General features: G+C 59.8%; 25 protein-coding genes. 13 read left to right on the forward strand and 12 right to left on the reverse strand.

The window, feature by feature from the left end; all coding sequences use genetic code 11:
• Window positions 1-11: 11 nt before the first annotated feature.
• From mshL to AAE514_RS07705, 5 genes are read right to left on the reverse strand one after another with little or no spacing between them, the layout of a single operon-like run.
• Window positions 12-1766, reverse strand: a complete 1755-nt coding sequence (gene mshL / locus AAE514_RS07685; protein WP_347330950.1) for a pilus (MSHA type) biogenesis protein MshL — start codon at window positions 1764-1766, stop codon at window positions 12-14.
• Between the two features lie 29 nt (window positions 1767-1795).
• The gene (locus tag AAE514_RS07690) at window positions 1796-2125 is read right to left on the reverse strand and encodes a hypothetical protein (protein ID WP_347330951.1); all 330 of its coding nucleotides are present in this window, start codon (window positions 2123-2125) and stop codon (window positions 1796-1798) included.
• Window positions 2115-2783, reverse strand: a complete 669-nt coding sequence (locus AAE514_RS07695; RefSeq protein ID WP_347330952.1) for a hypothetical protein — start codon at window positions 2781-2783, stop codon at window positions 2115-2117. The genes AAE514_RS07690 and AAE514_RS07695 overlap by 11 nt, the downstream gene beginning before the upstream one ends.
• Window positions 2776-3420 carry a hypothetical protein gene (locus AAE514_RS07700; RefSeq protein WP_347330953.1) on the reverse strand — a complete coding sequence of 215 codons (645 nt, stop codon included), beginning with the start codon at window positions 3418-3420 and terminating at the stop codon, window positions 2776-2778. The genes AAE514_RS07695 and AAE514_RS07700 overlap by 8 nt, the downstream gene beginning before the upstream one ends.
• Complete coding sequence (locus AAE514_RS07705) at window positions 3420-4364, reverse strand: MSHA biogenesis protein MshI (protein ID WP_347330954.1); 945 nt, start codon at window positions 4362-4364, stop codon at window positions 3420-3422. The genes AAE514_RS07700 and AAE514_RS07705 overlap by 1 nt, the downstream gene beginning before the upstream one ends.
• A gap of 255 nt (window positions 4365-4619) precedes the next feature.
• On the opposite strand from AAE514_RS07705, the gene trmL reads away from it, so the two are divergent.
• The 4 genes from trmL (at window position 4620) to mnmC (ending at window position 8255) form a co-directional block, all read left to right on the forward strand.
• A complete protein-coding gene (trmL, locus tag AAE514_RS07710; RefSeq protein WP_347330955.1) occupies window positions 4620-5087 on the forward strand; it encodes a tRNA (uridine(34)/cytosine(34)/5-carboxymethylaminomethyluridine(34)-2'-O)-methyltransferase TrmL in 468 nt (155 codons plus the stop codon).
• Window positions 5088-5179: 92 nt separating this feature from the next.
• Window positions 5180-5644: a flavodoxin domain-containing protein gene (locus AAE514_RS07715; RefSeq protein WP_347330956.1), complete on the forward strand. Its 465-nt coding sequence runs from the start codon at window positions 5180-5182 to the stop codon at window positions 5642-5644.
• Window positions 5641-6162, forward strand: coding sequence for a flavodoxin FldB (gene fldB / locus AAE514_RS07720; protein ID WP_347330957.1), 522 nt, complete (start codon window positions 5641-5643; stop codon window positions 6160-6162). The genes AAE514_RS07715 and fldB overlap by 4 nt, the downstream gene beginning before the upstream one ends.
• Complete coding sequence (mnmC, locus tag AAE514_RS07725) at window positions 6159-8255, forward strand: bifunctional tRNA (5-methylaminomethyl-2-thiouridine)(34)-methyltransferase MnmC2/FAD-dependent 5-carboxymethylaminomethyl-2-thiouridine(34) oxidoreductase MnmC1 (protein ID WP_347330958.1); 2097 nt, start codon at window positions 6159-6161, stop codon at window positions 8253-8255. The genes fldB and mnmC overlap by 4 nt, the downstream gene beginning before the upstream one ends.
• A 28-nt stretch (window positions 8256-8283) precedes the next feature.
• Here the strand turns inward: mnmC and AAE514_RS07730 are convergent, their stop codons facing one another.
• Window positions 8284-8961 carry a DUF502 domain-containing protein gene (locus tag AAE514_RS07730; protein WP_347330959.1) on the reverse strand — a complete coding sequence of 226 codons (678 nt, stop codon included), beginning with the start codon at window positions 8959-8961 and terminating at the stop codon, window positions 8284-8286.
• Between the two features lie 47 nt (window positions 8962-9008).
• Here AAE514_RS07730 and AAE514_RS07735 point away from each other — a divergent pair, with 47 nt between their 5' ends.
• On the forward strand, window positions 9009-9827 hold the full coding sequence (locus tag AAE514_RS07735; protein WP_347330960.1) for a glutaminyl-peptide cyclotransferase: 819 nt from the start codon (window positions 9009-9011) through the stop codon (window positions 9825-9827).
• 60 nt (window positions 9828-9887) lie between these two features.
• Here the strand turns inward: AAE514_RS07735 and AAE514_RS07740 are convergent, their stop codons facing one another.
• Window positions 9888-10094 carry a cold-shock protein gene (locus tag AAE514_RS07740; RefSeq protein WP_347330961.1) on the reverse strand — a complete coding sequence of 69 codons (207 nt, stop codon included), beginning with the start codon at window positions 10092-10094 and terminating at the stop codon, window positions 9888-9890.
• Window positions 10095-10439: 345 nt separating this feature from the next.
• Here AAE514_RS07740 and fnr point away from each other — a divergent pair, with 345 nt between their 5' ends.
• The 5 genes from fnr to dapE all read left to right on the forward strand — a co-directional run bounded on the left by fnr (window position 10440) and on the right by dapE (window position 14677).
• Window positions 10440-11177 carry a fumarate/nitrate reduction transcriptional regulator Fnr gene (gene fnr / locus AAE514_RS07745; RefSeq protein WP_347330962.1) on the forward strand — a complete coding sequence of 246 codons (738 nt, stop codon included), beginning with the start codon at window positions 10440-10442 and terminating at the stop codon, window positions 11175-11177.
• 37 nt (window positions 11178-11214) lie between these two features.
• Window positions 11215-11808, forward strand: a complete 594-nt coding sequence (locus AAE514_RS07750) for a DUF4202 domain-containing protein (protein ID WP_430623890.1) — start codon at window positions 11215-11217, stop codon at window positions 11806-11808.
• A gap of 173 nt (window positions 11809-11981) precedes the next feature.
• Window positions 11982-12332 (forward strand): ArsC family reductase, encoded by a 351-nt coding sequence (locus AAE514_RS07755; RefSeq protein WP_347330964.1) that lies wholly within the window; start codon window positions 11982-11984, stop codon window positions 12330-12332.
• Window positions 12333-12433: 101 nt separating this feature from the next.
• On the forward strand, window positions 12434-13468 hold the full coding sequence (dapD, locus tag AAE514_RS07760) for a 2,3,4,5-tetrahydropyridine-2,6-dicarboxylate N-succinyltransferase (protein ID WP_347330965.1): 1035 nt from the start codon (window positions 12434-12436) through the stop codon (window positions 13466-13468).
• A 78-nt stretch (window positions 13469-13546) separates the two neighbouring features.
• A complete protein-coding gene (gene dapE, locus AAE514_RS07765; RefSeq protein ID WP_347330966.1) occupies window positions 13547-14677 on the forward strand; it encodes a succinyl-diaminopimelate desuccinylase in 1131 nt (376 codons plus the stop codon).
• Between the two features lie 96 nt (window positions 14678-14773).
• On the opposite strand, the gene AAE514_RS07770 is transcribed toward dapE, so the two are convergent.
• Complete coding sequence (locus AAE514_RS07770) at window positions 14774-17746, reverse strand: TonB-dependent receptor (RefSeq protein ID WP_347330967.1); 2973 nt, start codon at window positions 17744-17746, stop codon at window positions 14774-14776.
• Between the two features lie 304 nt (window positions 17747-18050).
• Between AAE514_RS07770 and AAE514_RS07775 the strand changes: the two genes are divergently transcribed.
• Window positions 18051-19262, forward strand: coding sequence for an MFS transporter (locus AAE514_RS07775; protein WP_347330968.1), 1212 nt, complete (start codon window positions 18051-18053; stop codon window positions 19260-19262).
• A 68-nt stretch (window positions 19263-19330) separates the two neighbouring features.
• Complete coding sequence (locus AAE514_RS07780; protein WP_347330969.1) at window positions 19331-20068, forward strand: lipoprotein intramolecular transacylase Lit; 738 nt, start codon at window positions 19331-19333, stop codon at window positions 20066-20068.
• Here AAE514_RS07780 and djlA read toward each other — a convergent pair.
• Both djlA and AAE514_RS07790 read right to left on the reverse strand, forming a co-directional pair.
• Window positions 20043-20846 (reverse strand): co-chaperone DjlA, encoded by an 804-nt coding sequence (gene djlA / locus AAE514_RS07785; RefSeq protein WP_347331054.1) that lies wholly within the window; start codon window positions 20844-20846, stop codon window positions 20043-20045. The genes AAE514_RS07780 and djlA overlap by 26 nt on opposite strands.
• A 35-nt stretch (window positions 20847-20881) precedes the next feature.
• Window positions 20882-22507 carry a protein adenylyltransferase SelO gene (locus AAE514_RS07790; RefSeq protein ID WP_347330970.1) on the reverse strand — a complete coding sequence of 542 codons (1626 nt, stop codon included), beginning with the start codon at window positions 22505-22507 and terminating at the stop codon, window positions 20882-20884.
• Window positions 22508-22782: 275 nt separating this feature from the next.
• Here AAE514_RS07790 and AAE514_RS07795 point away from each other — a divergent pair, with 275 nt between their 5' ends.
• Entirely contained in the window at window positions 22783-23532 is a 750-nt protein-coding gene (locus tag AAE514_RS07795) for a proteasome-type protease (RefSeq protein WP_347330971.1), read from the forward strand.
• On the opposite strand, the gene AAE514_RS07800 is transcribed toward AAE514_RS07795, so the two are convergent.
• Window positions 23486-24535 carry a zinc-binding metallopeptidase family protein gene (locus AAE514_RS07800; protein WP_347330972.1) on the reverse strand — a complete coding sequence of 350 codons (1050 nt, stop codon included), beginning with the start codon at window positions 24533-24535 and terminating at the stop codon, window positions 23486-23488. The genes AAE514_RS07795 and AAE514_RS07800 overlap by 47 nt on opposite strands.
• 11 nt (window positions 24536-24546) lie before the next feature.
• Window positions 24547-25509: an alpha-E domain-containing protein gene (locus AAE514_RS07805; protein ID WP_347330973.1), complete on the reverse strand. Its 963-nt coding sequence runs from the start codon at window positions 25507-25509 to the stop codon at window positions 24547-24549.

Genomic DNA, 25509 nt, shown 5'->3' on the forward strand with positions numbered 1-25509 from the left:
CCGGCCCCGCGCTATTGATCCCAGAGGTCGCGATAGCCTTCTCCCATGGATTGCATTCGCTCGCGGCTGCTTTCCAGCTCCCTGTTCCAAGTCCCGTCCTCATTGTCGACCACTACCGGGCGCAACAGAATCACCAGTTCGGTTTTCTGTTGGCTGCGCCCCTGGGTTTTGAACAGACTTTTCAGCAGAGGAATATCACCCAAGAACGGCCGCTTGCCGTCACTGTCTCGGGTGTCTTCCTGCATCAGCCCGCCAAGCACCACCACCTGGCCACTCTGGGCCCGAACAATACTGTCCGACTCGCGCACGCCGCGCTGCGCCAGGGGCAGGGCGAACTCTTCATCACCAATGGTGAAGACTTTCAGTTGGTCATTGACCTCGCTCACCACCGGGTGGATGTGCAGAATCACTTCGCCGTCATCGGCGATCTGGGGGGTCACGTCCAATGCGATACCGCTGAAGAAGGACGACAGCTCAATATTAGGCGTACTGGTCACCGACGCCGCATTGGAAGTGGTGTTGTTGGAAATCCCGGTCACGAAATATTCGTCCGAGCCGACCCGAATCAACGCTTTCTGATTGTTCACCGTGGACACCCGCGGGCTGGAGAGCACTTGGACACTGCCCTGGGTTTCGAGCAATGACAATAGGTCCCGAATATTGCTCACCTGCAGAACCGAGGTGAACAAACCTTCGCTGGTTTTCTGGAAGGCATCCACCGTGGTTTGCGTGGCGGAAAACTGACCTGAGCTGTCACGATTGATCCTGAGTTCGTCGTTGAAGGAGTCGGTTTCTCCGCGGTTGTAGCCATACTGCAGCTGCCCGCCGATAGCACCCCAGTTGATGCCGGCCTCAAAGCCTTCGCTCAGCCGCACTTCAAGAATTTTCGCCTCTAGAATCACCTGGCGCCGAATGCTCAGCTCTGAACGCTCCAGAAACTCCCGCACGGATTTAAGTTCGTGGGGCATGGCTTTCACCACGATCATGCCCGCCTGGGGGCTTACCATTACCATGCGATCACCGGCATCGCCGCCAATAATGGCGGTGACCGACTCTCTAAGCGAACGCCAGAAATCCGTGCGGTTGCGTGTTTGTACCCGAGCGCCGGGTGAGAGGCTGGCATCGCCCCCGCCGGCATCCTCACCGCCGAGCATTCCCAGCAAGTTGGCCGACTCATTATCCGCCCCACCGCCGCCGGAGCCTCCGCTACGATTATTGCTCCCGCCGGAGGACTCGGCCTGCCCGATGGACAGGTTGGTGTCCGACACCCCCACCCGCTGGACGTCCAAATAGTTGAGATGGAACACCTGGGTGCGCAACTCATTGGGGTAGACCGTATAAATATTGCCGGAGCGTTCAAACTCATAGCCGTAAATGTCCCGGGTGACTTCCAGCACGTCCTCTACCCTTACTCGCTTGAGGTTTAGCGACAAGCTGCCGCTAACATCGGGGTGCACCACCACGTTGGTGTCGGTGCCTTCGACCAGCCCCAGGAAAAACGTCTGCGCCGGGACGTTGCGGACCGATACGTCAAAGCGTTCCTCGGCGGACTCCTCGGACGCCGGGCGACGATCGGGCTGCAGCGCCTGATTGACCGCCTCGGGCACCGGGGCCTTGCCTTGCGCTTCCTGCTCGGCGACCACCCGGTCCATTTCCTCTTCCGCCGCCAGTTGAGAATCCCGGGGACCAACGCAGGCCGCCAATGGACACAGGACGGCGGCCACAGCCCACCACCGCAATCCGGATACCAATACGTGCTTGCCCATAGACTCTTGCCTCAATACTCCGCGCGCCGTCATCGGCGCACCGGTTCATTATTCAGTTTTAATCGCCACTGGCGGCCCGCCTGGCCCACCAACACTGACTCACGGTCGATGCGTACCACCCGGATGCCACCGGAGTTGGCAATGGTGTCACCCTCTTGAAGGCGCTGGCCGTTGACCACCGCCAGGCGCCGCTCTCCACCGCGCAAAATAGCATTCACACTCAGTTCCACGCTCACCCTGGAAACCCGGTAGTCCAGCGGCCGAGTAGGGTCATTTTCAACCGGCTGGGCCAATACCGTCCAGGACAGGCCCATCATCAAAACGAAGGACAGGTTTCGAATCGCGAGATTAAACACCAAGCAACCCCTCTTCCGCGCTCAGGGTATACACCCGAAGCCGAATCTCCCCTTGGGGATAGTCCACCACCTCGTAATCGAGGCGGTCCCAGTAAAAGCGCCAGGGCAGAGCTTCCAAGCGGCGCAGGAACGCCAGGGTCTCGTAATAATCCCCACTGACTTCCAGCTCCACGCTGTGGCGGTAGACCCCGGTCTCTCGAACCTCGGTTTGCGCATCGGCCTCTGTGGCCTTCAGCGGCAGCTCTTCCACCGGCAGGGTGCGCACCCGGCGCAACCTCAGCTCGGTAGTGGAAACCAGCACTTCCTGGAGTATTTCCGGTAGCTGGTCGGCACTAATCAACCCCTGGGACAGGCTCGCGAGGCTCTCGTCCAGGCTCTCCCGCTGAGCCTGCAAGGTGGCGAGCTCTTTGGTGACCCCGGTGTCCTGCCCGGAGCTCATCAACGCCTGCACTTGCGCTTGTTGGGCCTGCTGGTCTTTGGCCAACGTCTGCTGTTGCTGCATGAGCTGCTCTCGGGTTTGCGCCTGCGGCAGCTCGAAGAACCACTGCCACACGCCCACAATCACGGCGATTACACACAAAAGCAGCAGCGCCCGCTCCCGCAGGGAGTAGGCTTCTATGCGCTCCGACCATTGCTGCCATCGTTGTTGCCAGTCAGCCATCGTTTCGTCCTCCGTTGCGCCCTTGACGTTCAGTGGCCGCCTCCTGCTGCTGCACGCGCTTGACGCTAAACTGCAACCCCGGGCCTATATCGTCCGGCTCCCGAGCCACTTCCAACACGCCCAGGCGCACATCGGCAAAACTGCTATCGCCCCGCAGGCGTTGCAAATACAGGGGCACCACCTCGGGCTGGCGGACCCGGCCGGCCATTTCGACGTATTGCCCTCCCGATTGCAGAGAGAAAGCCGACAAAGCGAGCTCCTCGGGGGCATGGCGGGCAAGGCTGACCAACTGCTCGGAGAAACCATCGGCATTGCCCAGGTTTTGTTGAGTAATCAGACGCAGAATTTGCTCTCGCCGGGCCACCTCCGCGCGCAGCTCTGCCACCTGCTCTTCGATACTTTGGCCTCGCCGGGCGGGCAACTCGGCCGCCAACGCCTCCACTTGGGCCTGAAGCGCCTGGAGCTGTTCGCGCTCAGCCGCCACTTCCTCGGACAAGGCGTCCGTGCGCGCGGCGCTGAAAAAGCTCAAGAGAATAATGAGTAACAGAACGAGCCCCAGCACGGCGCCCATTTGGGGAAGGTTGAGCCAAACCCGACGAGGCTGGAACTCCGGCAGATAGAGGTTGACCTGTTGCATTAATCAGCCTCCCCTTCCATTAACCGCATGGCCGCGCCAATGGCCTCCAGGCACAGCGGCAGAGTGTGGGGCTGAGCCTTTTCACCCAGGGTCACCAGGCTTTCAAGATCCAGCGCGGAGAGGTCCATCGGCAAGCTGTCCGATAAACTGTCGGTGATCTTATCCGGCGTGAGATTTTCCCCCACCAGAACAATTTGCCCGGGCGGGGGCTGGCGCATCTGCCGCTCAAAGTAATCCAGTGAGCGTTGCACCTCCAACACCAACACATCCTCCGGCAAGTCTTCCAACAGTCCGCCTTCATAGGGCACGTTAAAGCGGCGAGCAAGGTGCAGGTCCGCGCCCCGAACAATATGCAAGCTGCCGGCGCCCTGCCCCAGCCGCACCAATGCCACGCCGCGCTCGGTCTCGCACAAGCGATACACGATATTGCGAAGGGACAGTTCGGGGATGTCGATGGTCTTCAAGTCCAAGCGTGCATCCGCCGCCTGGGCGATGCGCTCCTGAATCCGCTCGCGGTGGGCCACCGCCACATAGGCCATGCGCTTGCCCGCGCGCCCACGGTCCTCCGGCAGCATAAAGGCATCGAGTACGGCGCTCTCCACGGGAAAGTCAATGAGATCCCTGATTCGCCAGCGAAGCGCTTCGCGCAACTCACTCTCGGGCACCGAGGGGGCTTCGACCAACAAAAGGTTATAATCATCGCGCCCGAGCACCAAGTGGCAATCTTTACGGCGAAGCCCCAGCGCTTCGACCCGATCAGCCAGCGCTTTTTGCTGACGACCGACGTCGGACTCCGAGAGCCACTCACTGGCCACCACGTGCGGACGAGCATCATCGGCGCCGAACGAGTCCGAGAGCTTTACGTGAGTGAGCGAGACTCCGTCGGCATTGATTTGAACGCCAACGGCGCCTTTATTGGCAGTTTTTTTTCGAAATAAGCTCAACGGCTTGCCACCTAGACTTCCCAGATTATTATCAGTCCCGTGAACTTCGACAATTTGAGTACAGACTCCCTACATACTAGCAGCCTGTCAGGTAATTTCTGCTCACTGGTGCTGTTATTATGACGCTTTTGCGGTTTTGACTCCCGTTTACGCGGGAAACCGGCATTTAAAGGCTCACATATAACTAAACGTTATAAAAAGCTCTTATAGAAATTGTACTGTGTCGCAATATTACACCAAATAGACTAAAAACCAATGCTTCATATCGTTTTATTTGAACCTGAAATTCCGCCCAACACCGGCAATATCATTCGTCTCGCAGCCAATACCGGGTGCCAAGTCCACCTTATCGAACCCTTGGGCTTCGTACTGGATGACAAACGGCTGCGCCGAGCGGGGTTGGACTACGGCGAATGGCGGGACCTGAAGACCTACCCGAACTGGTCTAAGTTCCTGGAACAGTGCCGCCCCTCTCGCTTGTTCGGCCTTAGCACCAAGGGCCACAAGCATCACAGTGATATTCCGTTTCAGGCGGGCGACTACCTGTTATTCGGCCCCGAAACCCGGGGGCTGCCCGCCGACCTAAGGGACGCCTTGGGCCCCGACCACCTGTTGCGCATTCCCATGCAGGCAAACAGCCGGAGTATGAACCTGTCCAATGCGGTATCGGTGGTGGTGTACGAGGCCTGGCGCCAGCTCGACTACGCCGGCAGCGTCAACTGACGCGTCTGGAGCCCCGCCCCGGCGGGCTGGTATGATGCCGCCCTTCGACGGAACCAATCCGTAAAGCTAACCCGACAGTCAGTAGAGTGTTCATGAGTCAGATTCAGATTTTAGTGGGCAGCGTCACCGGCAACGCGGAAATTGTAGCCGAAGAGGTCTCGGATGAACTGGAGGCCGCCGGCCACAGTGTCAGCCTCAACGGTATGGCTCAGGTGGAAGACCTGGTGCGAAACCCCGACGAAATCCTGTTGGTTTGCACCTCCAATACCGGTGCCGGCGAGCTGCCGGATAACCTTCAGCCCCTTTACGTGCAGATGACCCGGGAGTTTCCCGCTATTGCGGGACGTCACTACGGCATCATTAATATGGGGGACAGCAGTTACGTCACCTTCGGAGAAGCCGGCCAGGCCATCGACGAGGCTTTCGCCGACCTGGGGGCCCAACGGCTAGGCGAGCCGCTGGTTCTGGACGCCAGCAGTGGCGAGGACCCGGAAGCACTCGCCCGGGAGTGGGCCAGCCAGTGGCAACGGCTACTGCCCACCGGAGCGGCTTCATGACCCGCGCTCCCATTGGCCTTTTTTACGGCAGCTCCACCTGCTACACCGAAATGGCCGGCGAGAAAATCCGGGCTGAGCTCGGTGAAAGCCGGGTGGACCTGTTTAACATCGCCGATGAGCCCGTCATTACGGCCCAGTTTTACGATTATCTGATTTTCGGCATTCCCACCTGGGACTACGGCGAACTGCAAGAAGACTGGGAAGAGATTTGGGAAGAGCTGAACGAGCTGGATTTAAGAGGCAAGGCGGTGGCCCTTTACGGGCTGGGTGACCAGATCGGCTACCCGGAGTGGTTTCTGGATGCCATGGGCTACCTCCACGCCCAGCTCTTGGCCCGGGGCGCCCGGCCGTGCGGTTACTGGCCCAGTGAAGGCTATGAGTTCGAGGCCTCCAAAGCCCTCACCGAAGAGGGCGATCAGTTCGTCGGGCTAGCCCTGGACGAGGAAAACGAATTTGATTTAACCGAAGAGCGCATCGCCCGCTGGTGCCGACAGATCGTTCAGGAGTTCGGTTTGTGAGCGACCGCGAAGGACCGAGCGAGACCATCCGCTGCGCCGCGCTGCGTTGGGACGAACTGGGGCAGCCGCGGTGCAACCACTTTGACGATGTCTATTTTTCCCCCGCCGACGGCTTGGCGGAAACCCGCTACATCTTCCTGGCGCAAAACCAGTTGGTCGAGCGCTTTTCGGCTCTCGGCACCGAGCCCGCACTGTCTCGACGTTTTGTCATTGGCGAAACCGGCTTCGGCTGCGGCCTGAACTTCCTGGCCACTTGGCAATTGTGGCGGGAGCAAGCACCAGCGGGCGCCCACCTGCATTTTATCAGCGTCGACAAATTTCCCCTGGCTCGACCGGACCTGGAGCGGACGCTAATGCTCTGGCCCGAACTGGCTCCGCTGGCCCAAGCACTGCTAGAGCAATACCCGCCTACGGTGGGCCCGGGCTTTCACCGGCGCTATTTCGACCAGGGCCGGGTGAGCCTCACGCTGATTTTTGATGACGCCTACCAAGGGCTCGGCCAGCTCAGGGCCAGCGAGCATCCGGACTTTGTCGATACCGGGCTCGCCGTTGACGCCTGGTTTTTGGACGGCTTTACTCCGCGCCGGAACCCCGAGATGTGGACGCCGGCCCTGCTCTCCAGGCTTGCCGAGCTGAGCGCGCCGGGCACCACCGTCGCTACGTTCACCGCCGCCAGCGCGGTAAAGCACGGGCTGCGGGAGGCGGGTTTCGAGCCGGAAACGGTACCGGGCTTCGCCCGGAAACGGGAAATGGTGAAGGCTCGGTTTATGGGCCGTCCGGCCCCCGAGGCGAGTCCCTATCGCTTTCACGGCAAGCCACCCCTGCCCTGGCATGTACCGCACCCAAGCAGCCGACTGCGGGCCTCGGAACCCCGGACTGCGCTGATCATCGGCGCCGGGTTGGCCGGCTGCCACACCGCGCGCGCCCTCGCCCAACGAGGGTGGCGGGTCACCGTACTGGATCGACGCAGCGCCCCCGCGCAAGAGGCCTCGGGCAACCCTCAAGGGCTCCTCTACGCCAAGCTGTCCCCCAAGAATTCGCCCCTGGCTCGGTTTAACCTCCTGAGCCTGAGCTACGCCCAGGCCCACTACCGCCCCTACTGGCAAGGCGGCGCGGGCTCGCCCTGCGGCGTTCTGCAAATGGCCATAACGGATAAGGATGAGACAGCTCAGCGAGCCATTGCCGAACGCTTTGCCCAGGCACCTGAGTTGGTCCAGGGGGTATCGGCCGCTCGGGCCAGTGAGGTGGCGGGCATAGCGCTTCACCACCGCGCCCTGTATTTCCCCAAGGCCGGTTGGCTGGCTCCCCGGCGTTTGTGCGAAGCCCTGCTCAAGCACCCCGCCATCACTCTTCAGCCGAACAGCGCTGTGGCGCAACTGGAGCGAGAGGGGAGCCAGTGGCGGGCGTTCGACGCCGAGGGCAATGTCCTGGCCCAGGCCAGCGTGGCGGTGCTGGCCAACGCCCATGCCGCGCGCCAGCTGTGCCCCGAGCAGGGTTTGCCCTTAAAGGCGATTCGCGGTCAGATCACTCAGGTACCGGCCAACGCCAAGAGCAAAGCCTTGCGCGCGGCCCTATGCGGCGATGGCTACCTGGCCCCCGCGGCCGACGGTTACCACTGCTTGGGCGCCACTTTCAACCTGGGCGAGACCAACCCGGAGCCCACCGCCCGAGACCACCGGGCCAACCTTGAGCAGCTCTCTCAATTCGGACCCGATATCGAAGCACTTTTTTCCGGTGAAAAACCACTCCTTGAGGAAGAGCCCGAGGCCATGAAGGGTCGAGTCGCTTTTCGCTGTGCCACGCCCGACTATCTGCCTTTGGTCGGCCCGGTGCCCGATATGGACGCTTTCCTCCGGGACTACGCCCCCCTGCGTAAGGACGCCCGGTTAAACCTCCCGCTGGCCGGACAAACCCGCCCTGGGTTATACCTGAACCTGGGGCACGGCTCTCGCGGGCTGTGCTACAGCCCGCTCAGCGCCGAACTGCTCGCGGCCCACGTCACGGGCGAACCCATGCCCCTGGACGCCGAGCTGGTTCAGGCGTTGCACCCCGCGCGCTTTCTTATTCGAGACTTGATGCGCAACAAGCGCTAAAAGAGGGAGCGGGACTGGCCTAGTGGTGTCACGGGCCGGAAGGCGTTGTTGCCTTTTTGTCTTCCTCGCCCGGCTCACCCTCTTCCTCAACTTCTTCGGGCGGTTCGCTCAAAATATGAGAGCCGCTGCCGCAGGAAATGACTGTGCGCATGGCGGTCTCGACACTGATGTGGGGCAGTAAATCGATACACTCCTCCCCCAAGTGGTACACAAACCCAGAGGACGGAATGGGTGCCGTGGGCACATAGACGGTGCAGTCCCCGTTATCGTGGCGTGCTGTGACAATGGCGGTAACCGACACCGGGCTCTGGCGGCCCATGATGTAGGCCCGGCACACTTGGCCACGCAGCAAGGAGGTGTTGTTCTCACCGCCCACAAACTGCGAGACCACCTCGCGGATGGTGCTATAGCCCGGCGCAAACCGGCTCAGCCAGTGGTCCACCCGGTTGTGAACCCAGCGCCCCACGCTGGTTTTCACCGCCAGGCCCACCAGAAAAAAGGCCCCGAGCACTAATAGCACCCCCAACAGGTCCGCCACTTGCTCCCCAAGCGGCGCCCAGCGCGCCAGCCAATGGCTGATGGGGGCGATCAAAGCAGTAACGAGCCCCAATAGCCATTGCAGTAGAAAAATAAAAATCGCAATCGGCAGTGCCACCATCAGGCCACCGAGCAACGTCAAACCGATATAGGACTGCCAGCGTTTCATTATTGCGTTCCTGTTGATTATCATGGGCCGCTACCCAGGAGGAAGGTATGACCCCAAGACAGCCCCGAAGTATCCACCCCCGAGGCATTCCAAGCACTCTGCGCCCGGTTCTGCTGCTTTGCGCTCTCGCGAGTGCCCTCTTAAGCGCCTGTGGCGACCAGGCCCAACCGGTGGACTACCGCTACGAGGTGGTTGAGGTTCGCCCCCATGACTCGCGTCTATTCACACAGGGGCTGCTGATTCACGACGGCCTATTCTACGAGAGTGGCGGGCGCTACGGCCAGTCGCGCGTGGTGGCCTACGAAGAAAGCGCCGAGGACCCACTTCGCCAGCACCGCCTGCCCCACCACTATTTCGCCGAAGGACTGACCGAGCTTGGCGGTCGGCTTTATCTGCTGACCTGGAAAGAAAACACCCTTCTGACGTTCGATAGGGAGAGTTTTGAGCTTCTTGAAGAAACCCACTACCCGGGCGAAGGCTGGGGCCTGGCGGACAATGGGGAGCATTTGATCCGTTCGGATGGTTCTGACCGGCTCTACTTTCACGAGCCGGAGGGGTTTGATCTCGCCCGGACCGTCGCCGTCCGGGAAAACGGTCAGGCCGTGGCGAAGCTGAATGAGCTGGAATTTATTGAAGGCGCCCTGTGGGCCAACGTCTGGCATACCAATCGGCTGGTGCAAATCGATCCATCCACTGGCGACGTCCTCGGCTCGCTTGACCTGAGCTCTCTGGTGCGCCGGGAAAACCCCTCAAGCTCCGAGGCGGTGCTGAATGGGATCGCCTACGACGAGAAGCGCCAGCACCTGTGGGTCACCGGCAAGAACTGGCGTCACCTGTATCGCCTTGAGCTTCAACCCGCCCCTTAACAAAAAGACAAAAAAACCGCGCCGAAGCGCGGTTTTCTGCGAAGCGTGGGGTAGGCGCCATTACAGCCCCACCACGTTCTCCGCTTGAGGGCCTTTCTGACCCGTCTTTACATCAAACTCGACCCGCTGGCCTTCGGCCAGGGTCTTGAAGCCGCTACCGGAAATGGCACTGTAATGAACAAACACGTCCTGTCCGCCTTCCTGCTCAATAAAGCCGAAACCCTTGGACTCGTTAAACCACTTAACAACACCTGTACTTCTGGACATAGTTATAAACCTTTACGTTTTGCTGAGTCGAATGATGCCTCCACCCCGGCAACGGCTACTGGCGGGCAGTAACGAAGCACGGCGCGGACCAACTCGCTGGCTCAAGTCACTTACTTATGACTCACAAAACCTTATGACTCACAAAACGCGGTGCTATAAGGCGGGCTTACAGGGCGTGCGGGGCAGCCTTGTTAGAACAACGAAGTAACCATAAATAATGCGGCGTTCAGCCAGCTCTTTGACTATATACCGGTTCTCGCGATCAAGTAAAGTCCCCACCCCCGAGCCGCTTTACCCTATTCGACAAAGCTGCAACAATGACGTTCTTGCACTATGGGATGGAACATGACACACACCACCACACAGGCCAACAACTGCCGTCATGACACCCAGGCTTCATGTGGAAGCTGTCGTTTGAGTACACTTTGCCTGCCCCTGAGCTTGCACCTGGACGATGTCGACCAACTGAGCCGCATCGTTCAGCGGGGATGGCCTCTACAAAAAGGCGCGACCCTGTACCGGGCGGAAGAGCCGTTTACCTCTCTGTTCGCCATACGCTCGGGAGCCGTGAAGGCTTCCACCTTGAACGAGCAAGGGGAGGAGCAAGTCACCGGCTTTTACCTCCCCGGCGAGCTGGTTGGGCTGGATGGCATTGCCGCCAACCGCTACACCACCACCGTAGTGGCGCTGGAAACCGCCTCGGTCTGTGAGATTCCCTTTGATCAGATCGAGGACCTGAGCCTGAAAATCCCCTCACTTCAGCGCAACGTCTTCCAACTGCTCAGCCGGGAAATCACCCAGGACCAGCAATTAATCGGCCTGCTCAGCAAGAGCAACGCCGAGGAACGCGTCGCCACACTGCTTCTTAGCCTGGCCAACCGACACCAGCGGCGAGGACTCTCGGCGCATCAGTTCCGCCTGCCCATGTCGCGCACTGACATCGGCAACTTCCTCGGCCTCACCATCGAAACCGTCAGCCGGGTGCTCGGTCGACTGCAGCAGCAGGGCGTGATCGCCGTCAACCGAAAAGAAGTGAACCTTCTGGCGCTGGAGCGGTTGCGCGCAATCGCCAGCCAACGCTGATACCCAACCAACCCACCCCAGATCCGGTTTGGACTCCATTATGACGAATGACAGCCGCCTCGAACGGACCCTCGCCGCCTTTGACGCCTCCAACGCCGAAGACCCCAACCAGGAATTGGATCGTGGACAGCCTCAACCCAAGGAATGGCTCTACGGCCGGCGAATGAGCGAAACCCTGGCAACCTTCAAGCCGGACGCCTCCGAGGCCCTGCAGCTCGCCGCCCGCTGCCAGCACATCCGACGCTGGGAGAGCCCGCGAAGCGACTATCCCGACGGGCGTGCCGGCTATAAAAAGTGGCGCAGCCAGCTCGCCCTGTTCCACGGCAAGGTCGCGGGGGAGATAATGGCGGAACACGGCTACGACGAAGCCACCATTGCCCGGGTCAAAGACATGCTGATCAAGCGCAACCTGAAGCGGGACCCGGAAGTCCAGGCCCTGGAAGACGTCATCTGCCTGGTGTTCCTCTCCTACTACCTGGAAGACTTCGCCCAGAAGCACGATGAGGGCAAGCTGATCGACATCATCCAGAAAACCTGGCGCAAAATGTCGGAAGAAGGCCACGAAGCCGCCCTGAAGCTGCCCCTTTCCGACCCCATGGCTCAGTTGGTTAAAAAAGCCCTTAGCGAATAATAGGAAGCCCTTAGCGAGTAATAGAAAGCCCTTAGCAGCAATAAAACGCCCTTAGCGCTCTGAGGGGATATAAGCCCTTAGCGGCTGAAGGTAAACCCACCACGCCCCTGCCCGAGCGAACCGCGCCATTTTTTGCTACCATTGTCGGTTTTCTAAAACCGGTGGGGCCTCGTATGTCAACCATTACCCTTTACGGGATCAAAAACTGCGATACCGTCAAAAAAGCCCGCCGCTGGCTGGATGACAACGGTGTCCCCTATCACTTCCACGACGTTCGGGCCGATGGCCTCGAGGCGGCCCAGGTGGATACCTGGCTCCGGGAGCTGGGGCTGGAGCTGATCAACCGGCGCAGTACCAGCTGGAAAGCGCTGGACGAACAAACGCGCAACGCGCTAAACGTCGAAAACGCGCGGGATGTGATCCTGGCCCACCCCACTTTGGTCAAACGCCCGCTGCTGGATACCGGACGCGAGCGTCGCGTCGGTTTTAAGCCGGCGGAGTATCAGGCCCTACTAAAAGCCTGACGCGCTCCCGATCCCACGACGGACCAGGGCATTAACCCGCTGTTATGCCCGGCATACACCCACTATTTTTTTACCCGCAATGCAGTAGACAGGAATGAACCATGACACAACTTTATAGCCTCGGCCTCGGTGTCGGCACCCAGAACCTGAAAAATGAGTGGCTGGAAGTTTTCTACCCTCAGCCCCTGCTCAATCCCGACGCTGCCACCGCCGAGGCGGTGGCCAAGGCCCTCAACTACCAGGGGGGCAATCAGCTCATTGAGCTGGATGTGGACAAAATGCAGGCGTTGGCGCAAGCGCTGGAGCAAGCCGGCAATAATGAGCAGGCCGCTATTGCCCGCTCGTTCATTCACAGCAAGCGCCCACTGATCGCGACGCTGCTGGCCGAAGACAGTGCGCCCCAGTCCGTGCCCGAGGGCTACTTAAAACTGCACCTGATCTCTCACCGTTTGGTGAAGCCCCACGGAACGGACCTCACCGGTCTGTTCGGCTGCCTGCCGAACGTAGCTTGGACCAACCAGGGCGCGGTGGATTTGGAAGAGCTGCCCGAGCGACAGCTGCAGGCTCGCTTGGCCGGCGAGTTGCTGGATGTGGCGTGCGTGGACAAGTTCCCCAAAATGACCAACTACGTCGTTCCTCAGGGTGTGCGTATCGCTCACACCGCGCGGGTGCGCCTGGGCGCCTACCTGGGTGAAGGCACTACCATCATGCACGAAGGTTTCGTCAACTTTAACGCCGGCACTGCCGGGCCGGGCATGATCGAAGGGCGCATTTCCGCCGGCGTGTTTGTGGAGTCCGGCTCTGACCTCGGCGGCGGCAGCTCCACCATGGGCACCCTCTCCGGCGGTGGTAACATTGTTATCTCCCTCGGCAAGGAGTGCTTGCTCGGCGCCAACGCCGGCACCGGCATTCCCCTCGGTGACCGCTGCACCATTGAGTCCGGCCTGTACATTACCGCAGGCACTAAAGTGGCGGTACTGGATGACCAGGGCCAGGAAGTGAACACCGTCAAGGCCCGGGAGCTGGCAAACCAGTCCGGCCTGCTGTTCCGCCGCAATTCGCTGACCGGTCGGGTTGAGTGTGTGACCAATAAAACCTCTGTTCAGTTGAATGAGGCCCTGCACAAAAACAATTAATGGTAATGGCGGATGCGCTTAGTAGCTCCGAAGCGCATCCGCTGGTACCCAAGCAAGCTGTTTCAACAGGCATACACTATGACTCCCACCCTCGAACTCGCCCACGACCTGATCAGCCGCCGCTCGGTCACCCCGGAGGATGCCGGCTGCCAGGCGTTGATGATCCAACGGCTGGAGGCCATCGGCTTTACCGTCCAGCGGCTGCGCTTTGACGACGTGGACAACTTCTGGGCCACTCGTGGCAACGGTGGCCCACTGCTCGCCTTTGCCGGGCACACCGACGTCGTTCCCACCGGCCCCGAGGGCCAGTGGCAGTACCCGCCTTTCGAGCCGACGATTGTCGACGGCATGCTCTATGGCCGCGGCGCGGCGGATATGAAAGGCTCCCTCGCCTCAATGGTGGTAGCGTGCGAGCAATTTGTGGCCGAACACCCGGACCATAAGGGCCGCATTGGTTTTCTTATCACCAGCGACGAAGAAGGCCCCTCCATCAACGGCACCGTAAAAGTCGTGGAGTGGCTGGAAGCCAAAGGCGAAAAAATCGATTGGTGCATTGTGGGGGAACCCTCCAGCACCGACCGCGTGGGGGATATCATCAAAAACGGACGCCGAGGTTCGCTCGGTGGCGTCCTGACCGCGAACGGCGTACAGGGCCATGTGGCCTACCCGCACTTGGCTGACAACCCCGTTCACCGTGCAGCGCCGGCGCTTGCCGAGCTAGTCGCTCAACAATGGGATAAAGGAAACACATTCTTCCCGGCCACCAGCTTTCAAATTTCCAATATCAACGGCGGCACGGGTGCCACCAATGTGATCCCGGGCGCCGTGGAAGTGGTGTTCAATTTCCGCTTTTCGACGGAAGTAACCGAGGAGGAACTGCGAGAACGCACCGAGGCCATTTTTAACCAGCACGAGTTGGACTATCGCATCGACTGGAAGTTGAGCGGCCAGCCGTTTTTAACGGCGGAAGGCGATTTGGTGGAGGCGGTTGTCCGCGCCGTGGAGGCACAAACCGGTCAAAAACCGGTACTGTCCACTGCGGGCGGCACTTCCGACGGCCGCTTTATCGCCCCCACCGGAGCCCAGGTGGTAGAGCTCGGCCCGGTCAACGACACCATTCACAAGGTGAACGAGTGCGTCCGAGCGGATGATCTGAACCAGCTCACCCGAATGTACCAGTCCACACTGGAGAACCTTCTCCGTCCGTAACGGCCAAGGAGATCCAAAAAATGCTCCAAAAAAAGCCCCGACCTGAAACCAGGCCGGGGCTTTTTTCTGTCAGCTTTTGACAGCGGAGATTAACGCTTAGAAGCGCATCCGCACGCCGGCTGCCATGCGACGTTCCTGTGCCGCCACTGACTGGAACTGACTCTCAAACTGCGCATAGTTGCGGTTGCTGGTTTCAGTCAGATTCGTGCCCTGGAGGTAAACGGTGAAGTTTTCATTGATGTCATAGTTCACCGAGGCATCCAGGTAGCCGGCGGATTCGGTCCAGCTGCCCATATCCAGTGCCACTTCGCTGGTGAGTACGCCAACCTGCCCCTGATAGACGTCGCTGCGCCAGTTATAGGCCAAACGCGAGCTCAGCTTCTCCCCCTGATACCACAGCACCAAGTTGGTCTGGTGCTCGGAGTTGGAGGGCAGCGGGAAGCTTTCCCCATTCAGGTCCTTATCCCCAGAGTCACTATCGGAATAGGTGTAGTTAAACTCAACACCGGTATCCGCCAGAACGCCCGGCAGGAAAGTCATGGCCTGACGATAACCCAGCTCGATACCTTTCAGGTCGGACGCGGCCAAGTTTTCACTCATCCAAACGTTGACCGAGCGACGTACCTGACCGTCTTCATCGGGATACTCACGTTTTTCCTGAACGATTTGAGTCGCGGTATCCACCTTAATCAGGAAGGCCGCCGCGGACAGCAAACCACCCTCATTGAAGTACCATTCGCTCGAAACGTTGTAGTTGCTGGCCTGCCAGGGCTCAAGGTCGGGGGTGCCGTAGTCATCCCCACCGCCAACGCCCCACAGGGCATCATAACGGCCTTCGTCGTCCTGCTGGCTGCCGGTGTCCGAGTACACTTTGTACTCCTGGAACCACAGGGCTTCGGTTTCACCGACGTTGGTCAGATCATTACGGGCCATGGTTTCGTTGTAAGACAAACGGACGATCACTTCTTCATTGGGGTAGAAGTTGATGTTCGCCATCGGCAGCACATGGCTGAAGCTGGCATCATGCTTCTCGGTGTCGAGCCGCTTGTAAACCACCTGGTAGCCTTGGGGCCGCCCCAGAGTCGCTTCGTAGTTGCCACCGATGTAGTTGCCCTCTTCGGGAACCGCGCTTACATCGGTCACGGAGGTAATCACTTCACGATCGGTATTGACCAAACGCAGGCCCAGGTTACCGTCGAAAGGCACACCGAAAAGACCGTAATCGTTGGTGAAGTTGTATTGAGCGTAGGCCGAAGTTTCGTCCTCGGTCACCGCATACTGACGGCTCGGCTGGTTAAAGCGCTGGCTGCCGTCGTAAATCAAGTTCATAAAGCCGCCAACGTCGTCCATGCTATCGGGGGAAACGGCGGCCACTCCGTCTTCCCAGCCTTTGAACGGCCCGAAATCGTTGTAGGAAACCAGCTGCGCTTGAAGGTCTTCAAACGGCGGAACGTCTTGAGCCGGGTTGCCAAAGAAGCTGGTCCAGTCCGGGTAACGCTGCCACACGTGGTCGCCTTCCAGCAGTTCGCCGGAGGGAGTGCGGGCCGTGGGGGTCATATAGACAAAGTTGGCCGTTTCCACATCCCGGGAGCTCAGACGCACACCGAATTCCACGGAGTTCAGACCTTCGTTGTCCAGGTCATAACGACCGTCCGCCCGAAGGGTATTCAGGGTGGCGTCCTGGTCAAAACCATCGGCAAATGCCTGGAACTGAGACAGATGGTCCGGGTGGGACATATCGTCATCCAGGGTGAACACCGGGTACTCGGGGCGATAGTCTACGGAGATGTTGAACGGCCCGCGGCGGTCCGAGACACCATCGTTGTTCCGGTCAATGGTACTCCAGTGCGGCGTGGTCTGCTGCAGACTGACTTGTTCGTACAGGCGTTCGGCCTGACCACCGTTGTACTGAACCGAGCCGGAGAACGCGGTTCCCGGCTCAAAGAACAGCTTAATGCTGCCGTTGAGTGCTTCGGTGTGGTTCTGATAGCTGGCGCTGGTGGCCTGGAAGTCCGGTGCCTCCACTTGGGCGACCTGGACGGAGTTCAGGGCCCGCTCAGGCAGCTCTTCGGTCGCCGGCAGTTGAGCGACCGGAGTGGAAACAGTGCCCTCGCGCAACAGGTCATAGCTGTTTTCATTGATGTACAGGAAGCGCCCTTCTACACCGCGATCAATCTGATCCATCTTGTTGTAGAACAGATCCGCGGTCAGCGTAAAGGCATCACCCATGTCCATTTGGAAGGAGGAAGCCAGACCATCGCGCTCGCGCTCCATGATATAGGACTTAACCCCGAACGCACCCGGAACCAGGTAGCGATCATTCAGGTCGCCGTTGTTATTGAGATCCAGGGGGTCGCCGCCTGAGGTGGCGAACGCCAATCGAGTGGCTTCATCCATGCCGTAGTTGGCGGAGTTGGTCAAGGTATTAAACGCCGCCAGGGTGAAACCGATGCTGCCTTCGTTGTAACCGACAAAGCCATTCACGTTGTGATTGGTCTGCTCGGTCATGGAGCCTTCGGAGGTTTCCAGGCCCACGCTGGTGGTCCAACCTTCGGGCATGGCCAGGGGACGGCGGGTTTTGAGGTCAATGACACCGGAAATACCACCGGGCAGGGTGGAGGCGGATTGGGACTTGATCACGTCCACGGCGGACACCATACCCGCCGGAATGTCGCTGTAGTTGGCCTGAACATCGGTGATGGACCAGGGGCTCAGGAACTGCTCACCATTAAGAGTGGTCAGCACTTGGGGCATGCCGCGCACGTTCAGGCTGGTGCCCTCACCGGCTTCGCGCTGAATCTGGACGCCTGTCACGCGCTGGAGCGAGTCGGCGATGGTCACGTCCGGCAGCTTACCGATGTCTTCGGCGACGATCGAGTCTACAATATTGACCGAATTGCGCTTAACATCCAGCGCCGCTTCCTGGGAGCCGCGGATACCCACGACAACGACTTCTTCCAGTAACTCCCCCTGAGGCATCATTTGCGCGCCGGCCACGGCGGGCAGGGATACGGTCAAGGCGGCAATGCAACGGCTTAAACGACTTCGGGGGATGTGTCTGATGGTCATGCTAATTCCTCTGTTTGAACGACAGTCCAGGGCGGCCCAAGGGGGCCTTAGGGTCAAAAAAGACAAGAAATATGGTCAAAAAGACAAGAAATATGGTCAAAAAGACAAGAACACTATTCTATATGTTGTTATAAGTACTACAAGACCTTAATTAGGATTTGTTATAACAATTAGACGCAAGTCTCAGGCTCCCCCCTTTCAATGTGTTGTAAGGCGCCAAACAGACGTCGGTTTATACCGCCCAGCGTTTACTTTACAATTGCTCGCTTTTCACCCACCCCCAACCGATGCAGGCACGGTCTCATTGCGTAACTACCTTCGTTTTATTACTGACTCCTGGCCTCTGCTGGCCTTTGGCTTCCTCAGCATTTTCTGGGGCAACTTCGGTCAATCCTTCTTTATCAGCTGGTATGGCACGCCCATCCAGGAATCGCTGGGCCTCTCGGCGGGCCGCTACGGTTCGCTCTACTCCATTGCGACACTGAGCAGCGGGTTGCTCATTATGGTGTTCGGGGGCTGGATCGACCGGTTGCCGCTGCGCTTTTTCGCCACCCTGGCGGCCCTGGGGCTGACCCTGGCGGGCGTGGTGATGGCGCTGGCCTACCATCCCCTAATGCTATTGCTGGGCCTGTTCTTAATTCGCTTTTGCGGCCAGGGGCTGATGCCCCACACCGCCCAAACCACCATGGCCCGCTACTTCGACGCAGACCGGGGCAAGGCGCTGAGTGTCTCCGCCAGTGGCGTCCCCGTCGGGGAGGTGATCCTGCCGATCGCCGCGGTAGCGTTGATCGCCGCCATCGGCTGGCGCGGCAGCTGGGGCGTGATCGCGCTAATAACGGTGGTGGTTTATATCCCGTTTATGCTCTGGCTGCTGGCCAGGGCGCCGGTGGAGACCCACCGGTCTCCGGTGACCGTCAGCCCCGAGCGGCTCAAAAAAAGCGCCGGGCGAATAGAGATGCTGAAGGACCATCGCTTTTGGCTGGCGCTGCCCACGGTGCTGGGCGGGCCCTTTATGGTCACCGGCATTTTTATTCACCAGGGCTTTATTCTGGAGGAGAAAGACTGGAGCGCGGCCTGGCTGGCCAGCTGCTTCATTATTTACGGGGTCACCCACTGGCTGGCGCAGATGGTCACCGGGGTATTGATTGACCGGTTCAGCGCCCAGACGGTGTTGCGCTGGGTATTGGCGCCTCTGACGGCGGCGGTGTTTGTGCTCGCCCACCTACAGGGCAACTGGGTGGCTCCACTGTTTATGATTCTGCTCGCCATGACCATTGGCTCCGGCAGCCCCACCGGAGGTGCGCTTTGGGCTGAGGTCTACGGCACCACAAAACTCGGCTCAATTCGCTCACTGATGAGTTCGCTGATGATCATCTCCACCGCCATTTCCCCCTTTGTTCTGGGGGTACTGATTGACCAGAAACTCCCCCTCAGCGAAATCTTCGGCACCATTGGCTGGGTATTGCTGGGGGCCATCGTTCTGGTCCAGTTCTCCTATAAGCCGGAGCGGTATTAACGGTCGTAAGACTTTCCTGAGCCATAAACTCTTGGCATGATGCGGGTTCTGTTTACCGGGATTCGCTCATGCTTGCACGTTTCTTTCATCGCTTCGCACTCTGGCCCCTGCTGCTAATCAGCCACTTTCTGGTGGCCAGCCTGCTGGCATGGCACCTGTTGGCCAAAATCGACTTCGGTTACGCCTGGGCCTACCCGGCTTTGGATATTCAGGCGCATATCGAGCGCTTTGGCCCGCTAAACCGTTACAAACCCGGTTTCGGTGAAACGGGCAAAGAAGAGCACTTTCGGCTGTTCGGGGAAATCACGGAAAGCATTCAAAGTGGCGGGGAAGGGCTGAGCGAAATCCGCTACCCCCTGCCCGGTGGCCAGGAGACGCCGCTGATGCGCGAGGCGGAAGTGATTCACCTGCAGGATGTCGCCCGCCTTGTGAGCCTCTATTACGCCGTGGGCCTAGCCGCCGGAGGGCTATTCCTATTATTAGTCGTCTATGCGTACAGGCGAGCGCAACGGCCACCCCGGCCCGCGCGGGTTCTGTGGGTCACCCTGGTAAGCCTGCTACTCGGCGCCGCCCTTCTGGCCCTGATAGGACCGGTAAAGGTGTTCTATTGGCTACACGAACACGCCTTCCCGGACGACCACGAGTGGTTTTTCTACTATCAGGACTCGCTGATGACCACCCTGATGAAGGCCCCGGACCTGTTCGGCTTTATCGGGGCGCTTCTGCTACTGCTGACGCTGGTTCTGTGGGGCGCCTCCGGTGCGCTGCTTTGGCGCTGGCTCAGCCGCGCGCCCGTTCGGTCTTGATCAGCTCGTAGGCCTTGCTGATTTCCTGGGACCGCTCGGTGGCTTCCTTCACCATATCCTCCGGCACGCCCTGCCCCATCAGCTTGTCCGGGTGGTATTGGCTCATCAGTTTGCGATAGGCTTTTTTGATCTCGGCATCGCTCGCCTCCGGGGAGACGCCAAGCGCGTCGTAGGCTTTTTGTAGCTGGTCGGCGCTCGAGGGACCCCCCGCGCCGCCCTGGTACTGTTGGCCCCCAAAGCTGTTCTGGGCCTGAATCATGCGCAACAGCTGCTCGAACATCGACGCTGAAATGCCCAGCCCCTGAGCGATGCGCCGCAGCACCTCGGCCTCTTGCTCGTCCAGCTCGCCATCGGCCAGGGCAATATTGACCAAGTAGATCAACAACATCCGCACCAGGTTCGAGCGCCGACCGCACACCTCCCGAAAGCGGGTCACCTGGGCGTCCGCGTCAAAGTCAGCGGCGGCGCCCTCTTTGAACAGAGCAATGGCCTCCTTGCGATGCTCGGCGGTCAGCCCCATTTCCGCCATATAGGCTTCGGTCTGCTGAACTTCGGATTCAGAGACCCGGCCGTCCGCCTTGGCCAGGTGCCCAAGCAACCGAAACACCGTTTGAAAAAAGGTCTGCTCGATTTCCCGGCGACGCTCGGGCGAGCCTTCCGCCTGAATCTGGGCGTAGCCCTTGTCGAACATATGGCCGATAAACAGCCCGATCAGGGCGAAAAAAATACCGCCCATGTACCAGCCGAGGACGGCGCCGATCAGTTTGCCGAAAATCATCATCGTGGGGCTTTATCCTTCTTAAAACAGAGTAATTAAGAGCTACAGGAAAGCATGGAGCAACCGGCCTTCTCCCGCGCCCATTCGGGGCGTCGGGCGAAGTAGTGCTGATTCTCCGGCTGTTCGTCGTAGGGACGGCGCAGCAGCGCTTGGAGGCGGTGGATCTCGGAGAAATCCCCCCGCTCGGCCAAATCAATGGCCTGCTGGGCCAAGTAGTTACGCAGCACGTATTTGGGGTTGGTGCGGTTCATCTGGGCCCGCCGTTGCTCCGGTTCGGTGCCGTGGACCACGGTATCCCGCACCAGACGATCGCGGTAACGACGCATCCAATCGGCCATCAACTGTTCCGCCGGGGCCGATGGCGTTTGGTAATAGGCCTCGCGGATCACCGACAGCAAAGCGGCATTCTCTCGCGGGTCGCTTTCCCGGTCCATCTGGGGGTCGAAGTCCGCCAGGTTACGGTAGAAGATGGTCATATCGGTTTCCGTCTCCACCAAGGCACGCTGCAGGTCATTGACCAGTTGCCCGTCGGCATCGCCTTCCCACTGCGCAAGACCGAGCTTATTGGCCATGTCCCGTTCCCAGCAGCGCTGATACTCCTGTCGGTACAGGTCCATTACCGCCTGTAGCGGCTCGACCTCTTCCACCAGGGGGTAGATCGCGTTGGCCAGCTGAGCGAGGTTCCACAGGGCCACTTGGGGCTGCGCGCCGAAGCGGTAGCGCCGGCCCTGGGCATCCGTGGTATTGGGGGTCCAAGAGGGGTCGTAGCCCTCCAGCCAACCGTAGGGGCCGTAGTCAATGGTCAGGCCCAGAACGGACATATTATCGGTGTTCATCACCCCGTGCACAAAGCCGACCCGCATCCAGTGCGCGACCATTTGAGCCGTTTTGGTGGCCACTTCTTCCAGCCAGCGGACGTACGTCTCTGGTCCGGGGTCCCCCAGGTGGGGAAAGTCCGCTTCGATCGTGAAGTCCAGCAGCCGCTTCAGCAGCTCGTGCTCCTGCCGGGCCGCGTGCAGTTGGAAATTCCCGAAACGCACAAAGGACGGTGCCACCCGGCATACCACGGCGCCGGGCTCCCATTGGGGGTTACCGTCGTAGAACATATCCCGTTCCACCGAATCGCCGGTCAGCACGAGGCTCAAGGCCCGGGTGGTGGGCACGCCCAGGTGATGCATGGCCTCGCTGCACAGAAACTCTCGCACCGAGGAGCGCAACACCGCCAGCCCGTCGGCGCCGCGGGAATACGGCGTGCGACCGGCACCCTTGAGCTGCAAGGTCCAGTGCTCGCCATCGGCGTTAAGCAGTTCCCCGAGGTTGATGGCCCGGCCATCGCCCAGTTGACCGGCCCAGTGGCCAAACTGGTGGCCGCCATAGGCACTGGCGTGAGGCGCCATGCCCTCAAGCAATTGGTTGCCGGCAAATACCTGGGCAAAGGCGTCGCTTTCACAGTCTTCCCGGGAAAACCCGAGGCGATCCGCCACCTCGGAAGCGTAAGCCACCAGTTTGGGAGCACTGGCCCGGCGCGGAGTCACCCAGCTGTAGCTGGCGCCGGTGACGGGGCGCGGAACGTTATCGGTTACCGGGTCGGCGGGCAGCGCGCGCAGCCAGCGGTTGTCGAAACGGGGGACGGTGTGAAAGCGGGTAAAGTCTGAGGTCATGACGGCAGTATATCATCTGGCCCCCCGGGAACGGGAAGGTGGGTCTGAAAGCGGTCCATACCACAAACCACTCGATAGAGGGCACTTTAGGCGCCGCACTGAAGGAAATACCCCGAGGTGGAAATGAGTTCGGCCCACGCTGCAGGCCGCACCACAGGCGGCCCTGTCCACCCCGTTGGCACCCCCCGACTCAGCCCGGTCCGCGCCCGTCTCTTGACGCTCCGAGAGACTGCTCTTAACCTAGGCGCCCTTTGAGTTACTGGGCGTCAACCAATATGACCTATTGCCTGGCCATCAATGTCGACAACGGCTTGGTGTTCTGTTCGGATTCGCGCACCAACGCTGGCGTCGACCGGGTGAGCACTTACAGTAAAATGTACCGCTTTGGTGTGGAGAATGAACGCCAGTTCGTGGTGCTCTCCGCCGGCAACCTCGGCACCACCCAGGCGGTGGTTTCACGCCTTAAACGCGATATCAAGGAGGAGGCGGAAACCAGTCTGCTCACCATGGAGACCATGAGTGATGCGGCCGAATACCTGGGGGAAATCAACCGCGCCCAGCAAGAAAAGCACGCCGATAACACCAGCGGGGCCAATTTCGAGGCCAGCTTTATTATTGGCGGCCAAATTCGCGGGGACAAACCGCGCATTATGATGGTCTACCCCGCCGGAAACCACATCACCACCTCCAAAGACACCCGCTACCTGCAAATTGGCGAAAGCAAATACGGCAAGCCGATTCTCGACCGAATTTTGACCGCCAAGACCGATTTGCACACCAGTGCTTTGTGCTCTCTGGTGTCCATGGATTCCACGATGCGCACCAACCTAACCGTGGGCCCGCCCATCGAGCTGGCACTGTACGAGACGGACTCGTTCAGCCTGCAACACAACCGCTTCGATGAGGATGACGAGTATTTGAGGGAGTTAAAGAAGGCGTGGGACGCCCGTCTGGTGGAGGCGTTTGTTCAGCTGCCGCCTATTGACTGGCGGCCTGAATCACCTGATGGACCAAGCGAAGCTTAGTCACCACGGTTTCGGTCAACACAAACGGGTAGGCGTCCTGCAGCCCCATGCTGCGGTTCAGGGCGTTCAGCACCACCGTTAACTCCACCCACTGATCCACCAGGGCCTGCAGGGGTATGTCCCGCGTCGAGGTGGGCACATTCACCCTCAAACCAAAGGCCGAAGCGGTCTCCAGTGTGTCCCGCATGTGCAGATAATGCGCCCAGGTTTCCGCCCAGTCTTCCGAGGGATGGGAGCTGGCATAGGCGCTGATAAAGTGCTGTTGCCAGTCATTGGTGCGTCCTTTGGTGTAATGACGTTTGAGCGCTTGCTGGTAATTGAGGTCCGGGTCGCCAAAAACTTGCTCAAACGCAGATCGCCAGTGGGTTCCCCGAACCAGAAGCTCATAGTAGTAGTGGCCACTCTCATGGCGAAAATGGCCGAGAATGGTCCGGTAGATCTCACCCAACTGCTGGCGGGTTTTCTCCCGGTAGGCATCGTCTGCTTCGGCCAGGTTCAGGGTGATCAGCCCCCGGGCATGACCGGTCGCCACGAAGGATTCCCGCACATTGGCGTTCGAACGGCTATCCTCCAAAAACGCAAACTCCAACCCGAGGCCATCGGTCTCCTTGGGGCTCCGAACCGGCAACCCCAGCTCTATCAGGGTATACAGCAAATGCCGCTTGGCCGATTCCAGCTTGGTCCAATGCCGGACATTGCCCGGCCTCTCCAGGTGCGGCACCACTTTGTTAAGCCGGCAGGAGCGGCAGTAAGGCTGCTTCTCGCTCGCCGGTAGCACCCAATTGCAGGCGCGGTATTGAGTCCGGTTACGACACTCCCGAAAGTGACGGCCGGCCTCGTCCACCAATGTGGCTTCGCTTTCCGTCGGCCCCCGGCTTTCACTGGGGGTCAGCGCCACCATGGTGTGCCGCTCCGGGTCGAACCGCAATGAGCGGCCACACGCCAGACAATGGGTGTTGTCGAAGTAGATCCTCTGCCCGCAGGTGCAGTGAAAGTCTTTCATAGCGCGCGATACTACTCGCTTTCCACCAATGGCGTCACCGGCAAGAACCAGGTACCGGCAATTTGCTGGTGAACATCGGCGATTTCCAGCTGCAAGCGGTCAATGTACTCCTGCAGCCCGCTTTGCAGCAGGGCGGGGATATCCGCGGTGCGCACGCGCCGCCGCACCCCGGTAACCGCGCGCAGCGCATTGTCACTGTTAGGCAGCTTTTTCAGGAAGGATTCCAGCTCCCCCAAGCTGTGGGACACCGCGCGGGGAAAGAGTGCGTCCTGGAGCAAAAACGTCACCACATCTTCGGCGTTGACGCGGTCCTGCACGTGTTGGCGATACATTTGATAGGCACTGAGCGAGCGCAGGACGCTCATCCACAGAATATTGTCATAGGGCTCAAGCACATCCTCTTCGCCCAACAGGTGCGGCAACAGGTTGGCGGAGCCGGCATCCACAATGCGGGTGGTCATATCGGCCCGCTCGAGGTTACGGCCGATGCGAATAAAGTCATAGGCGCTGTTGTGGCTCATACAGCCGGCCAGCAGCCCGGTGAACTGTTGGATGCTGGTAATAACCGTATGCAGGGTCCGGTTGCGCTCGCGCCGGGCGACGGACTTGGATAGGTTGTCTTTTACTTCCAGGTAGAGGTTGTTGATCAACTCCCACCCTTCCATGGGAATTATTTCCCGGGTAATCCGGGCGTTTTCCCGCGCCCAGCTAAGGGAGTTCAACAGGGACGCGGGGTTGTCCCGGTCCGATAGCATAAAGCGCACCACGGTGCGCTCGTCCGCTTTTTCGGTATCGCCCCGGTTGAAGTAATTCCCGGTGCCGCTGATATGAATCAGCGAGCCCCAACCGACCCGAATGCCCTTGGGCAGGTCCATTAGCAGGTGAGAATTAACATTGACCAGGCGCGCCATGTTTTCGCTGCGCTCCATGTAGCGGCCCATCCAGTAAATACGTTCGGCGACTCGGGAAAGCAT

The organism is Marinimicrobium locisalis (assembly GCF_039822625.1).
In the GTDB taxonomy this organism is placed as follows: Bacteria; Pseudomonadota; Gammaproteobacteria; order Pseudomonadales; family Cellvibrionaceae; genus Marinimicrobium; species Marinimicrobium locisalis.